Source organism: Mesorhizobium sp. WSM4311 (genome assembly GCF_002295115.1).
Taxonomy (GTDB): Bacteria; Pseudomonadota; Alphaproteobacteria; order Rhizobiales; family Rhizobiaceae; genus Mesorhizobium.
The window spans coordinates 456,100-469,622 of record NZ_NSFV01000003.1 but is presented as its reverse complement, the minus strand read 5'-3'; the positions used below and the strand labels follow the sequence as shown (position 1 = coordinate 469,622).

Genomic DNA, 13,523 nt, shown 5'->3' with positions numbered 1-13,523 from the left:
GCTGGTCCTACAGGCGCCGTGCGACCGAGACGGTGAAGATGCCCCATTGGTCGATGCGCTGGTCGAGCTTCTCGAAACCGGCGGCTTCGACGAGCTGGTCCATTTCGCCTTGCGTGCGCCGGCGCATGACCCATGCCTGTCCGCCGCGATGGGACGTCAGGCTGCGCGCGATCATCTCGAGCTGCGGATGCCAGGGCTGGTTGGTGTAGATGAGCAGGCTGCCCCGCTGCATGGCGCGGGCCAGTCCGCCAAGCGAGCGCGCGATCATGGCATTGTCGGAGAACAGTTCGTAAAGGCCCGAAACGATGGCGAGGTCCGGCGCCGGATCGATAGCGGCGAGCATGTCGGCATCGAAAGCGTCGGCGCGCTGGAACGAGATGCTGGCCGGCAATTGCCGCTCGGCGATCAGCTTGCGGCCAAGCCCGACATTTAGGTCGGAATAATCCTGCAGGCGCACGCTTGCCGGCTGGTCGGGGCTCTTCACGATCGCATCGAGAACATAGCGGCCGTGGCCGGCGGCGATGTCGAGAATGTGGGCGGCGCGGCCGGCGGCCTTGAGTGTCGACAGCGCGGTGCCGATCAGTTCTTCCAGATGCAGCTTGCGCTGACGGATGCCGCGCCAGCCGATGGCCTCCAGGAAGATGCGGTCCACGAAGCGGCCAAGCGGCGTCAGCCCTCGCGCGTTGTTCTCGTAGACATAGTCCAGCGTTGAGCCGGAATCGAAGCCGGTGGTGACGCCGGCCTTCATGCCCGACGAGACCCAGGCGCCCATGCGGATGGAGGCGCGGCTGAATGCCCAATAGAAGCCCCTGGGCGACAACAGATCCAGTGGCGATGCAAGCTTGTCGGCCTCGTCGCGCGTGTAGCCGGCGATGTCAGCCTGCTTCAGGTCAACCGGTGCATCGCGCGCCGTGAACTGCCTGGCCAGGAACGGCCGGATCAGGTCGAGGGCCTGCGCCCGGTCGCGCTCCCCCAGCGTGTCGTGGAAGAAACCCGGCAGCACGTGGCGCTCCTTGGTCCGGCTACCGAGATTGACGAAGAATTCGTGCTGCGGGGCGTGGCGCACCACCCAGTCACTTCCCGAAAGCAGAAGTTGCGTCGGCACGGTGATGGCGCGGGCGTCCGAAACGATGCGGGCGGCATGCTGGTAGAGTTCGACCAGGATGTTGGAGGCGATCGGCCGCGTGATCAGTGGATCGCTCTCGAAGGAGGCGATGCGCACGGGATCGTGGGTCAGGAATTTCGCCTTGACGTAGGAGTTGACGAAAAAACGGCCCTTGAGCTTTTGCCAGAGCGCGATGCCCTCCTTGGCGAAGGGCACGTAGAGCTTGACCGAAAAGGCCGGCGAGGCCAGCACCATGGCGCGCAGTTTCGGCGCATAGTCGTGCACCCAGGCGGCGGCAAGCACGGCGCCGAAGGACTGCGCGATCAGCGCGATGTCCTGCGTGGCGAAGCCATCCCTGGCGGCGATCTCGCGCATGAAGCAGTCGATGTCGCGCACCAGCGCCGAGAAGGACGGAGCATAGCCGCGTTCGCCGGACGAACGGCCATTGCCGCGGGCATCCCAGGCATAGAAGGCATGATCCGGCATCTGCAGTTCGTCGACGAGATGGGCCATGCGGCCGCCATGTTCATGGCCGCGATGGAAGAGCACCACCGCGCCCTTGGCGTCGGCGGAGGCCGCCGGCCAGAACCGGTAGAAGATTTCCGTTCCGTCATGGCTGTGGAAGACACGCTCTTGTGCCTGCCGCCCAGGGCTCTCCGCAACCGCTGCAATTGGTCCGTGCATCATCGTCTTCCCCTCTGGCGGCATTGCGAGCCCCCGGTGCTCAGCTGGCGCTGCCAATAAGACCGGCGCGTATCCGGTTTATGGCGGTCAGCAGCGAAAGCGTTGCCATGGCCGGAAACACAAAAGGCGCGATGGATACCGGCCACAGCCCGGCAGCGCACAGGACCGCCACCACGCCCAGCGCCAGCGCCCTGTCGCTCTTGCCGAACGGACCGGCATAGTTGCGTCCGATCCCGGCGGCGATGCCGAGCACGCCGGCGAACTCGGCCAGCACCGCGGCGATGGCAAAGGCGATGACGCCCCATGCGCTGAACTGCGCAAAGGCCGCGAAAGGCAAGGTGAGTGCCAGGTCCGAAACGACATCGCAAATCTCGTTCAGATACATGCCGAGCGTCGAAGCCTGGCCATGTTCGCGTGCCAGCATGCCATCCACCGCATTGAGCGCCATGCGCACGAACAGCACCACGGGAATGAGTAGCAGCAGCCAGCGCCATTCGTGCAGGGTCGCGATGGCCGCTCCAGCCACGATCGACATCAGGGCCGCCAGGATGGTGATGCTGTTTGCGGTGACGCCGTTCGCCGCCAGCTGGTTGACCAACGGCCGCAGTCTTCCCTGGAAAGCCGGCTTGAGCGCGTAAAGCGTCGGCATGGCGTCGATCCCCCGATCCTGACCTGCGGCTGTACATCAATATGTCATGTGCGACCAGCGGCTGCAGCGCCCAAAACAGCGACTCTCGCTGCCCGGCTGCCGCGCATCGGTTGCTGAGGCGTCGACCAATCGTCGACGCTCACGGTGGGCATGCATATTTGCCGGCTTTTGAACGACGTGGCGCTTGAATAGTAAGCACGCTTATTATATATACCGCTCATGGTTTCCGACGGCATCGACAGATTGGGATTTTTGATCCACGACGTGCAGCGCCTGATGCGCAAGCGTTTCGAGACGCGTGCCAGCGGGCTCGGCCTGTCGTCGGCGCAATGGCGCCTGATGGTGCGCGTCGCCAAGGAAGAGGGCGTTACCCAGGCCCGGCTCGCGGAGTTGCTCGAAATCGAGCCGATCAGCGTCTCGCGCCTCGTCGACCGGATGGAGGAGGGCGGCTGGATCGAGCGCCGCGCCGACGCCGCCGACCGCCGCGTACGCATGATCTTTCCGACGGCCAAGGCGAGCGCCGCCTATGCCGAGGTCAAGAGCCTGGCCGGCGAAGTCTATGAGGAATCGCTCGTCGGCGTTTCGCCGGAGGACCGTCGCGTCCTGATCAGGGCGCTCGATGCGATGGCGCAGAACCTCGCCGACGGCGATACCTCGGAAAAAATCGAGCCTACGAAAGGCGCAGCAGCATGAACGCGGTAGCCAAAGTCGACGAAAACGCCGCCAAGGTCGAGATGGAAGCCCCGGCCCAGCCGGCCGCCGCTCCCGTCGCGGTAGCTCCGCCCGCGGGGCCGGTTCCGGCGACGAAGAAGAAGCGCCGCATGGGCCGCTTCCTCCTGATGCTTGTCTTGCCGGCGGCGCTGGTCATCGGTGGTGGTTATGTCTGGGTGACCGGCGGCCGCTATCAGGGGACGGAGAACGCCAATCTGCAGCAGGCCAAGGTGTCGATCGCCTCGGACACGGCTGGCCGCATCGTCCAGGTTGCCATATCAGACCATCAGATGGTCAAGCAGGGCGACCTTCTGTTCACCATCGATCCCGAGCCTTACCGGATCGCGCTTGCCCAGGCCGACGCCGCGGTTGCCGCCGCGCGCCTCAATGTCGAGCAGCTGCGCGCCGCATACAGCCAGTCGATGGCACAGGAGAAGTCCGCCGGCAGCGAGGTCGACTACGCCCAGTCGCAGTATGACCGCGCCGCCGATCTCGCGCAGAAGGGCATCAACGCCAAATCGTCTCTGGACGAGGCACGCAACGACCTCGACAAGGCAAAGCAGCAGGTCGCCGTCGCCCAGCAGGGCATCATCAGCGCCAAGGCCGCGCTCGGCGGCAACCCCGATATCGAAACCGACAAGCATCCGACCGTGATGGCCGCGCTCGCCGCGCGCGACAAGGCCGCCTACGACCTGGCGCGGACCACGGTGAAGGCGCCCGCCGATGGCGTCATCTCCCAGGCCTCGTCCTTCAAGGTCGGCCAGTTCGTCGGCTCCGGCACGCCGCTGTTTTCGCTGGTCGAGACCAACGACACCTGGATCGATGCCAATTTCAAGGAAACCCAGCTCACCAACATGAAGCCGGGCCAGAAGGCTGAGATCGTCGTCGATACCTATCCGGGCAAGACGTTCGAGGCGACGGTCAAGGCGATCGGTGCGGGAACGGGGGCAGAATTCTCGCTGCTGCCAGCCCAGAACGCCACCGGCAACTGGGTCAAGGTCACGCAACGCATCCCGGTGCGACTGGAACTGACCGATCCCGACGCCAAGATGGCGCTGCGGACCGGCATGAGCGCCTCGGTCACCGTCGATACCGGCGTTGCCCGCGGCTTTCCCGCCATATTCGGCCACGCCACGGCTGGCGAGGTCGTGCAGTAAGTCGGCGGAAGTCCACGGCGCCAGGCAGGTGAAGCGGACAGCCAAGGATTGGTCTGAGGGGAGGAGTGAGAAGGATCAGCGTCGGTTCAAGCCGCGTCGCGGCCTGGCTGAAATCTGAATTCTTCGACACGGACCCTTCGGTCCTCGTGTTTCCGGGCGGCAGGCATCCGCTCATCAGAGACTTTCGGTCGATGTAACCCCCACATCGATAATCGCGTCCCACCGCGATGAAGGTCTCTCAACGGAAGGCTTTTGCCGCCCGGAAACCCCTGTGTACACGGTTTTGTTACCTGCTGGAAGTTCCGCATCATGAGCACGCCAGAGCCATTTCGAGAAGTGCCGCATCGCGGCCTGATCACGGTTGCGCTCATGCTGGCGACGATCATGCAGGCGCTCGACACCACCATCGCCAATGTCGCGCTGCCGACCATGACAGGCGACCTCGGCGCCTCCCCGGACAACATCAACTGGGTGCTGACCTCCTATATCGTCGCCGCAGCCATCATGACGCCGGTCACCAGCTGGCTGGCCGACCGCTTCGGCCGCAAGGAATTGTTCCTGACGGCGGTGGTCGGCTTCACCATCTTCTCCATGCTGTGCGGCCTGGCATGGAGCCTTGAAACCATTGTGCTGTTCCGGCTGATGCAAGGCGTGTTCGGCGCCGCCATCGTACCGCTGTCGCAGACATTCCTGCTCGACATCAATCCCAAGGAGCGCCACGGCCAGGCAATGGCGATCTGGGGCGCCGGCATCATGCTGGGGCCGATCCTGGGCCCGACTCTGGGCGGCTGGCTGACCGAGAATTTCAACTGGCGCTGGGTGTTCTTCATCAACCTGCCGGTCGGCATCGTCGCCTTCCTTGGCATGGCGGCCTATCTACCGGCCATTGCCCGGCGGGTGCGCAGCTTCGACTTCTTCGGCTTCGCCATGATATCGCTCGGCGTCGGCGCGCTGCAGCTGATGCTGGATCGCGGCGGCGAGGTCGACTGGTTTTCCTCGGTCGAGATATGGATCGAACTCGGCTTGGCCATCACCGGCTTCTGGGTGTTCATCATTCACACGATGACCGCGGAGCATCCTTTCATCGATCCGAAGATTTTCCTCGACCAGAATTTCGTGACCGGGCTGGCGTTCATCTTCGTCATGGGTGTGCTCATCCTGGCCTCGATGTCGCTGCTGCCACCGATGCTGTCGACCATCTTCGGCTATCCGACCATCACCATCGGCATCGTCATCGGTCCGCGCGGTATCGGCACGATGATCTCGATGCTCGTCGTCGGGCGCATCATGGGAAAGATCGACGCCAGGATTCTCGTCGTCATCGGTTTTCTGCTGACCGCGCAGTCGCTCTACACCATGGCGAGCTTCACCCCGCAGATGGATAACTGGCTTATCATCAGCTCCGGCGTGATCCAGGGCCTGGGCATGGGAATGGTGTTCGTGCCGCTGTCGACGGTCGCCTTCGCCACGCTCGACGCGCGCTACCGCACCGACGCAACCGCGCTCTTCAGCCTGGTGCGCAATCTCGGCTCGTCGATCGGCGTCTCGGTCGTGACGGTGCTCTTGGTGCGCAACACGCAAATCAACCACGCCGAGCTTTCGGCCTTCATCAGTCCGTTCAATCCCAATCTCTGGGCCGTCTCGCCGGCCGCCGCGGGCGGCGATCTGATGGCACTGTCGGAGGTCGATCGCATGGTCAATCTCCAGGCGATGATGATCTCCTACGTCAATGACTTCAAAATACTGATGGTGATGACGCTGGCCGCCATCCCGTTCGTCTTCCTGCTGCGCAAGCCAAAGGCTGGTCCGGCCGGCGGCGCGCCTGCAGCGCATATGGACTGAGCCGTGGGCGGGCGGTCCGCCTGCCGTCTAGATGGACTGGGATTGGCGTGCCGGTTGGTGCTGGCGAAATAGCCGAAGCGGCCTTGGCAAGACGCTACCTGCCGAGCACCAGCGACCAATAGCGCAGGTTGGGATCACGTCCGTCGCGGACATAGGCGAGCCCGAAGCGGCTGAAATCCTGATCGAGCATGTTGCGCCGGTGGCCCTGCGAATGCATCCAGATGTCGAACAGTTTTTGCTGGTCGAAGCGGCCTTCGGCGATGTTCTCGGCCGCAGCGCCCCGCACGCCATTGTCCTTCATCCGCGATGCGAAATCCTTGCCCCAGCCCGTGGTGTGGCTCATGCGCTCGCGCGACGCCATATAGCCGGCCTGCTGCAGCGCCGCCTGTTCGAGCTGGGCGTCCGGCGTCAGCGGGCCGAGCCCGGCTGAGGCGCGCAAGCCCGACAGAGTAGCCGTGGCGGAGGAAGAGACGCCGGCACCTTCGCCCGTCGGTACAGAGACGGTGCTGCAGGCGGAAAGCGCGGCAATGGCTGCAAGGCCGGCGACCTTGAGCAACGTGCGCCAGTTCGGATGCGGGATTGGGGAGTTTGCAGTTTTCGCGATTATCATGCCCACCTGACATAATGGCGATCATGGCTTTTGCCGGGCAGGGCCGTAAAATCCGAGATGGAAATGCAGGTTGGCCTCTCATTTCACAAGCGTGATGAGGCGGCTGGCATACATCTCGCGATTTCCAAACACGGCGGTGCAGTCGGTTTTGATGGATGAGTTTCCGGTCATCTGCACGGTGGAGCCAACAAGCCTCAGACAATCGCCCTGACCGCTCATATCCGAGTTGCCGACAAAGGATATCGCCGCGTCCGGCGCATAGACGAACCCGCTGATCGCGGAATTTGCACCGCCATTCAGCGTCAGGGCCGAGGTGTTGCCGCGGTTCTCGAAAATGGTGATGCCGGCGTAGGGACCGCTGGTGGGCGGGGACAGGTTCACCTGTTCATTGGCATTTATGATGATCTGTGAGCCCTCCACGAGGAATAAGGTCACGCCCTGACCGGTCAGGCTGCCATTGCCGCCGGGTTTTAGGGTGACGCCTCGGAAGATGTAGACGCCCGGATTGAGCGTGATGTTTCCCGACAACGTCTTGTCGCAATAGGTTCCAGGCGACAGCGTATAGGTTCTGCCGTTCGGGACCGGCAGGCACAATGTGTAAGGGGGAGGAACAACGTCCGCCAGAGGATCGAAAGATGCATATTGATGTTCGAGCGGGGCTCCGCAGGTGAGATTGGCGCTGGGCGGCGAAAGCCCGTAAGTGCCGCCGACGGTCGAGACGCAGCCCGCCGAAATCTGCGCGGAACCGCCCCTGCTGACAGCATCGGACGCATCCGAGTTTGCCGCGATGACGCAACTGCTCATGGAGACATCGGTCGAGCCCTGTAGGCTTACCGCGGCCGACGCATGTGGATCGAGCGCCAGAACGCAGGCCTGCGCACCGGGATTCATCTTGACCGTGGCCGAGCGGTGAGCTGGCCACGGGGTCGCGCCATTGATGAAGCTCGGACGGTTGATGCTGGATGAAAGCGAGATGTAATAGGCGCTCGGATCGCCGCTGGCGGTTGCCGAAAAAGCCGAGACGCTGTCTGCGTATTCCTGCTGGTCGGCGAGGCTCAAATTGGCCGCAAAGAATGTCGACCCAAGTGCCTCAACATCACTTGCGGCCATGCTGGGCAGGTACTTCGTGCCGACGGCAAGTCCAGCCGCGTCCAGCGAGTTTTGCAATTGCGCGGCGTCGTCACTCGTGCCTGTCAGATCGATCGCGCCGGCCACCACAACCATTATCGGCAGCATCGCTATGGCTGTCGCCATGGCAAAGTTGCCGCGCTTCGAAAGCCAGAAGCCTCTCAATGTGAACATCGTCCGCCGCCAAGGTTTGCAATGCCCAGGTGATACGCTCGGGATATCTAAGAGTAATTTAAGCAATTACTAAAATGCATGGGTTCTAAAATGAGGCGAGGCGGCTCGCCAAACGTGGCCCTCAAGGGCACCATGATTTCCGGATGTTCGGCCGTCTGGTTGAACACGTTCCGTGAATTGAGCACTGGCTGCCGGCACAAACGAAGCGGTCGACAGCAGCCAAGGACGAGGATTTTCCAGGACATGCTGCACCACGTCTCTTTCGGCGTCTCCAACATCGAGCGCTCGGCGGCCTTCTACGACGCCGTGCTGACGCCATTCGGCTATGTCAGGGTCTGGGATGATTTGAGGCCCGGCGAGCCCGACCAGGCGGTGGGCTACGGGATTCCTGGCGGCGGCGACAAGCTGGCGATAAAACTTCGCCCGAAAGGGCAGCGCCCGCCTGGTCGGGGTTTTCATCTGGCCTTCGCCGCCCCGGATCGTCAAAGCATCGCGCAATTTCATGCGGCGGCACTTGCTCGGGCCTGCGGCCTGATTACGGTCCGCATTATTATGCCGCCTTCGTCGTCGATCCGGACGGCCATCATATCGAGGCGGTCTTCAACGCGCGGCAGTAGGTTCCGCGCGCCCGGCTTTTGCCGGCAGGCGATGACAATCCCGTGAGGACCCGACCAAGATCATCGATTCGGCGACAACCCCTGGCAAATCGGCTATGCTGCCACATCTACTAGTGGCAGCTGCGGGCGGCCATCACGGCGGTGACCGCCCCCGACACACGGGAGGATGGTTATGGCCGGCTTTCATGTCATGGCGGACGCCCACGGGATGCATGTGCAGCCCGCGGTGCGCCGCATCACCACGGCGGATCTCTGGGACGCGCTCAGGCTCGGCGCCGGGGATTTCTGGGCAAAACCGTCCCACTACGTGTTCCTGTGTTTGATCTACCCGATCGTCGGCCTGATCCTTACCCAGTGGAGCTCGGGTTCCAACGCCATTCAGCTGGTCTATCCCCTGATGTCGGGCTTTGCCCTGGTCGGGCCCTTCGCCGCGATCGGGCTCTACGAAATCAGCCGCCGGCGCGAACTCGGCATGAACACGAATTGGCGCCATGCGCTGGATGTGCGCCGTTCGCCGGCATTGCCGTCGATCGCGGTCATCGGCGTCATGCTGTTTGCGCTGTTTCTATTGTGGCTGTACACCGCGCAATCGATCTACACCGGCCTGTTCGGCGACCAGCCGCCGGCCTCGATCGGCGCCTTTGTCCGCGACGTGCTGACGACGGGCAAGGGCTGGACCCTGATACTGCTTGGCAATGCGGCCGGGTTTGTCTTTGCCGTGGTGGTGCTGGCCACGACGGTGATCGCTTTCCCGTTGCTGCTCGACCGTGATGTCGGTGCCGTCTCGGCAATCGAAACCTCGGCCCGGGCGGTGATGGCAAACCCGTTGCAGATGGCGCTGTGGGGCCTGCTGGTTGCCGTGCTTCTGGTGATCGGCTCCATCCCGCTGTTTGCCGGTCTGGCCGTGGTTATGCCGATCCTGGGCCATGCCACCTGGCACCTCTACCGCAAGGTAGTCGAGCCGGCGCAGATCCGGCCGATCCGCCGGCCGATGTAGGAAACCATATCTCCGGCAACCAGGCGGACGCCCAAGTCTGTAACGTCGGCCAAGGGCGTCGCTGGCACCCAATGGCCGGAGTCTGCCGATGGCACGCAAGATGCTGGGGCTTGTGAAAAGAATCGTTTGGCTGGCCTGCTTCGGCACCGCAGGGCACAACGCCGCGCATGCGGATGCCAGCCAGATGGTGCAATTTGAAAGTGCCGCGATAACGCCAACGCCTTTTCAGGTGCGCAATGCCCAGGCAAGCGGCAAGGTCCTGGAAGCTGTTCCCGGCACGCCGCTTAGGGGGTATTTGACGCAACCTCAGGGTAATGGACCGTTTCCTGCGATAGTACTTCTCCACGGCTGCGCGGGTGTGCTCTCGAATGACAGGCAAACTTGGCCTGACCGACTGTCCTCCTGGGGTTACGTCGTACTCGTTGTCGACAGTTTCAGCACGCGCGGCATTCACGAGACGTGTGATCGCGGCGTGCTTGCTGATCGTGTCTACGATGCCTACGGGGCCGAGGAGTTCCTGTCGAAACACAGTTTTGTCGATCCGCGGCGTATAGCCTTGCTGGGATTCTCCGCTGGCGGGATAGCAACGCTCGAGGCCGTGCAACTTGGTGGCGCCGAGCGGCTGGCGGAACGCAAATTCAAGGCGGCGATTGCCTACTATCCAAATTGTTCCGTAGCAAATGGCGACATGGCGGTCCCGACCTTGATTCTGGCCGGTGAGCTTGACGATTTCAGCCCCGCCGAGAAGTGCCGAGAGATGATGGCTCGGCGCAACGGCAAGGGAAGCCCGGTCCTTCTGAACGTCTACGAGGGGGCTCGCCATGCATTTGATGCCCCGGAGTTCAAGGTCGGAACCGCGGCCTACGGCCATCGGGTGGAGTACAACGCGGCCGCGGCCGATCGATCCATAAACGACGTTCGTGCTTTTTTGAAAAAAGCCTTCAGCGGCTAGGAACGAGGCCCGGCGCCTGGATATCAGCGCTGTGCGTCGGTCGCCATCTTCAACGCCAGCGCCGTCAGCACGCCTCCCATCATCCAACGCTGGATGACCAGCCACAATGGCCGTCCGGCAAGGAAGGTGGCGATCGAACCGGCCGTCACCGCGATGATGGCATTGACGGTCAGGCTGATTGAGATCTGCGTCGCGCCCAGAACCAATAGCTGCGACAGCACATGGCCTTTGCCGATGCTGATGAATTGCGGCAGCAGCGACAGATAGAGAACGGCCACCTTGGGGTTGAGCAGATTGGTCATCAGCCCCATGGCGAACAGCTTGCGCGGCCGGTCTTTCGGCAGATCGCGCACCTGGAACGGGGAACGTCCGCCCGGCTTCACCGCTTGCCAGGCAAGCCACAGGAGATAGAGCACGCCGGCAAAGCGCAGCGCGTCGTAGGCATAGGGCACGGCGAGCAGCAGCGCGGTGATGCCGAACGCCGCCGACAGCACATAGAACAGGAAACCGACCGCGACCCCGCCAAGCGAGATCAGTCCAGCCTTCGGCCCTTGCGACAGCGAGCGCGAGATCAGGTAGATCATGTTCGGGCCTGGCGTCAGCACCATGCCGAGGCAGACCAGCGCGAAGGCGATATGGTTGGCGGTATCCGGCATTGTTCGTCCCCAAGCACGCCCGCGATCGATGTGCCATCCCGCGAGCAGCCAATATCTGCCTGTCACGGCAGGCGCCCGCAAGGGCTTGCCGGCATCAGGCGTTACGCCAGAGAAGCGGTTGCTGCATGTCGTTTCAAGTGCCTCCGGTTTCGGGACAACGACATGCATGAAGAAGGACCCAAAGCGCCGTTCGACGCGGCGCCTTAGCCGACCACCCGCAGGTTAGACAGTTCGTTGCCGATTTCCTTGAAGTCGTTCGACAGGCTGGCGCCGGTCGCATTCCAGAACAGCTTCGCCGGTTTGCTCGGATCCGTCGGGTCCTTGCGGAAGCGCGAGTCCGACGAGCAGGATTTCAGCGCATCGATCGCCAGCTTGTCGCTGGCCTTGGTCGTCGACAGGTCGAGCGCTACCGTCATCACCATGATGTTGGCCGCCTTGGCGTTGTTGCAAAGCGTTGCCATCTGCTCGTTGAGCGCATTGGTGTAGTTGCCGTTCGAATAGTCGAACTGACCGATGGCGCCCGACGTGCCCATGAACATGCGGCCGACCGAGGTGCCGTTGTAGCCGGGGTTGAGATAGCCGTAGGACGCATAGGTCGATTTCGAGTCGGCGGGGTCCGAATAGCCAAGCGAGGACGGCGTGTAGTAGGTGTTGGCGCCGTCGGTCAGCACGATCACCACCTTGTCATTGCCTTTTTCCGTTTCCTGGCGCCCTTGCGTGAACGGTTCGCCGCTTGAGACCACCCGCCAGCCCCACGCCATGCCCTCGGGAACATTGGTGCCGCCATTCGGCTGCATCAGGTCGATAGCCGCCTTGATCGCGGTGGCCCCATCGGCGACGCTCACATCGGTCAGTGGTGTGATCGGATTGGTGGTGCAGCTGTAGTTCGGGCCGTTGCCGGCGGGCAGCGCCGGCGCATCGATCGGCCGCGGCTGGAAATATTTGGCCATGTTTCGCAGCCGCGCTTGACCGGTGCTGCTCGTAGGATCGTCGTTCCACCAGCTGTTCACCGAGCCGTAGGTCACCGGGGCGGCCTCGTCGGGATCCTGCGTGAGCTTCCAGTGGTTGCCGGGTTCGTCCGGAGCGAACATCGGCACGAACATCGTTGCCGGATCGCCGACACCTATGCCTGTGTTGGCCGAGCCGCCGGACGGCGAAGCGTCGTTGACATTGTAGGGATAGGGCCGGGCCTCCACGCAGCCTTGCCAGCTGGCGAACGGACCGTAGGAATCGATGTAGTCATATTCGTCGTGGCTGCGTTTGCAGGTGTTGTTCGAATTGTACTCGTCGCAAACCACCCGCTTGCTGTTGACGACACGCTCGTGGTTGGTGACGACCTTCATGTCCCGGTAGAGTGAAAACCGGGTCAGCATCTGCCCTTCCTCGCTGCCCCAGCCGGTGCCACGTTTGTACCAGATGCCGTTGGTCTGCTGGGCATATTTGTTGGCCGCGTTCAGGGTCGACCAGTCGAAATTCTCGTTCGACACCGGCGACAGGCCCTCCGTGTCCATCCACGAGGCGTTGCCATTGGCGGGGCCGACATTGACCGAAGCGGCAAAGGGCACGAGGCCGAACTGCACCGGCTTGTCGACCTGCTTGATCATGACCGCCTGTTGGGCCAGCGTGTCGACCAGTTGTTTGGCCGCGGTCTTGAGAAGGTCGATGCGCTTTTGCCCCGAGCCCGTGCCGAGCGTGGTCATCGATCCGGAATTGTCGAGCACCAGGGCAACTTCCAGCGTGTTCTTCAGCCTGACCTGAGAGGTGACGCTGAAGTTGATCTTCTGGTTCGCATCGGTTGCCGATTTGCCGACGAGCTGGGCGAAGGCAGGATAGAAATAGGGCTTGTAGGCCAGCTGCGCCGTCATAGTGAGCAGGCCGCCGCCGCTGGTGTTGCTGGGCAAGGTGACGTTGAGCGTCGCGCTGGCCGGATCGATATCGTTCAGATTGGCATTGAAGAAGTCGAGCGCATAGGCTCTCAGCTGGTCATCGGTCGCGCCTTCCGTCAGCCGGCGCGCCGTAGCGAAGTTGGCGGCGTCGAGCGCATTCGTCACCATCTGCTTTTCGCGGTTCATTTCCGTGAAGTCGACCGCGATCGCCAGGCCACCCATCAGCGGCACCATCGCCACAACAGTCATAAGAGCATAGTTGCCGCGCCTGTCGCGGCGGAACTGACGCCAAAGTTCATGCATGACTTGCAGCGGCCCCCGCCTGCGGATTCTCGATTGACGCCAGCTTTTCACA

General features: G+C 62.9%; 11 protein-coding genes and 1 pseudogene. 6 read left to right on the top strand and 6 right to left on the bottom strand.

What is annotated here, in order from left to right; genetic code table 11:
- Positions 1 to 7 precede the first annotated feature (7 nt).
- Positions 8 to 1,789, bottom strand: a complete 1,782-nt coding sequence (locus CK226_RS09540; protein WP_179296340.1) for a bifunctional alpha/beta hydrolase/class I SAM-dependent methyltransferase — start codon at positions 1,787 to 1,789, stop codon at positions 8 to 10.
- Between the two features lie 40 nt (positions 1,790 to 1,829).
- Positions 1,830 to 2,438: a CDP-alcohol phosphatidyltransferase family protein gene (locus CK226_RS09535; protein WP_095770559.1), complete on the bottom strand. Its 609-nt coding sequence runs from the start codon at positions 2,436 to 2,438 to the stop codon at positions 1,830 to 1,832.
- A 219-nt stretch (positions 2,439 to 2,657) separates the two neighbouring features.
- On the opposite strand from CK226_RS09535, the gene CK226_RS09530 reads away from it, so the two are divergent.
- The 3 genes from CK226_RS09530 to CK226_RS09520 all read left to right on the top strand — a co-directional run bounded on the left by CK226_RS09530 (position 2,658) and on the right by CK226_RS09520 (position 6,148).
- Entirely contained in the window at positions 2,658 to 3,131 is a 474-nt protein-coding gene (locus tag CK226_RS09530) for a MarR family transcriptional regulator (protein ID WP_095770558.1), read from the top strand.
- Positions 3,128 to 4,306, top strand: a complete 1,179-nt coding sequence (locus CK226_RS09525; RefSeq protein ID WP_095791669.1) for an HlyD family secretion protein — start codon at positions 3,128 to 3,130, stop codon at positions 4,304 to 4,306. The genes CK226_RS09530 and CK226_RS09525 overlap by 4 nt, the downstream gene beginning before the upstream one ends.
- 309 nt (positions 4,307 to 4,615) lie before the next feature.
- Positions 4,616 to 6,148: a DHA2 family efflux MFS transporter permease subunit gene (locus CK226_RS09520; protein WP_095791668.1), complete on the top strand. Its 1,533-nt coding sequence runs from the start codon at positions 4,616 to 4,618 to the stop codon at positions 6,146 to 6,148.
- Positions 6,149 to 6,242: 94 nt separating this feature from the next.
- On the opposite strand, the gene CK226_RS09515 is transcribed toward CK226_RS09520, so the two are convergent.
- Together CK226_RS09515 and CK226_RS09510 are read right to left on the bottom strand one after the other, a co-directional pair.
- Positions 6,243 to 6,758, bottom strand: a complete 516-nt coding sequence (locus tag CK226_RS09515; protein ID WP_095788364.1) for a CAP domain-containing protein — start codon at positions 6,756 to 6,758, stop codon at positions 6,243 to 6,245.
- Positions 6,759 to 6,836: 78 nt separating this feature from the next.
- Entirely contained in the window at positions 6,837 to 8,060 is a 1,224-nt protein-coding gene (locus CK226_RS09510; RefSeq protein WP_095791667.1) for a TadE/TadG family type IV pilus assembly protein, read from the bottom strand.
- Positions 8,061 to 8,303: 243 nt separating this feature from the next.
- Between CK226_RS09510 and CK226_RS09505 the strand changes: the two are divergent.
- From CK226_RS09505 to CK226_RS09495, 3 genes and pseudogenes are all read left to right on the top strand, one after another.
- A pseudogene (locus CK226_RS09505) lies at positions 8,304 to 8,677 on the top strand (VOC family protein).
- 172 nt (positions 8,678 to 8,849) lie between these two features.
- A complete protein-coding gene (locus CK226_RS09500; protein WP_095770552.1) occupies positions 8,850 to 9,674 on the top strand; it encodes a DUF2189 domain-containing protein in 825 nt (274 codons plus the stop codon).
- Positions 9,675 to 9,762: 88 nt separating this feature from the next.
- Positions 9,763 to 10,626, top strand: a complete 864-nt coding sequence (locus CK226_RS09495; protein WP_245437702.1) for a dienelactone hydrolase family protein — start codon at positions 9,763 to 9,765, stop codon at positions 10,624 to 10,626.
- Between the two features lie 23 nt (positions 10,627 to 10,649).
- Here the strand turns inward: CK226_RS09495 and CK226_RS09490 are convergent, their stop codons facing one another.
- Both CK226_RS09490 and CK226_RS09485 read right to left on the bottom strand, forming a co-directional pair.
- Positions 10,650 to 11,282 carry a LysE family translocator gene (locus tag CK226_RS09490; RefSeq protein ID WP_032929773.1) on the bottom strand — a complete coding sequence of 211 codons (633 nt, stop codon included), beginning with the start codon at positions 11,280 to 11,282 and terminating at the stop codon, positions 10,650 to 10,652.
- Between the two features lie 203 nt (positions 11,283 to 11,485).
- The gene (locus CK226_RS09485; protein WP_179296317.1) at positions 11,486 to 13,471 is read right to left on the bottom strand and encodes a TadE/TadG family type IV pilus assembly protein; all 1,986 of its coding nucleotides are present in this window, start codon (positions 13,469 to 13,471) and stop codon (positions 11,486 to 11,488) included.
- Between the last annotated feature and the right edge of the window lie 52 nt (positions 13,472 to 13,523).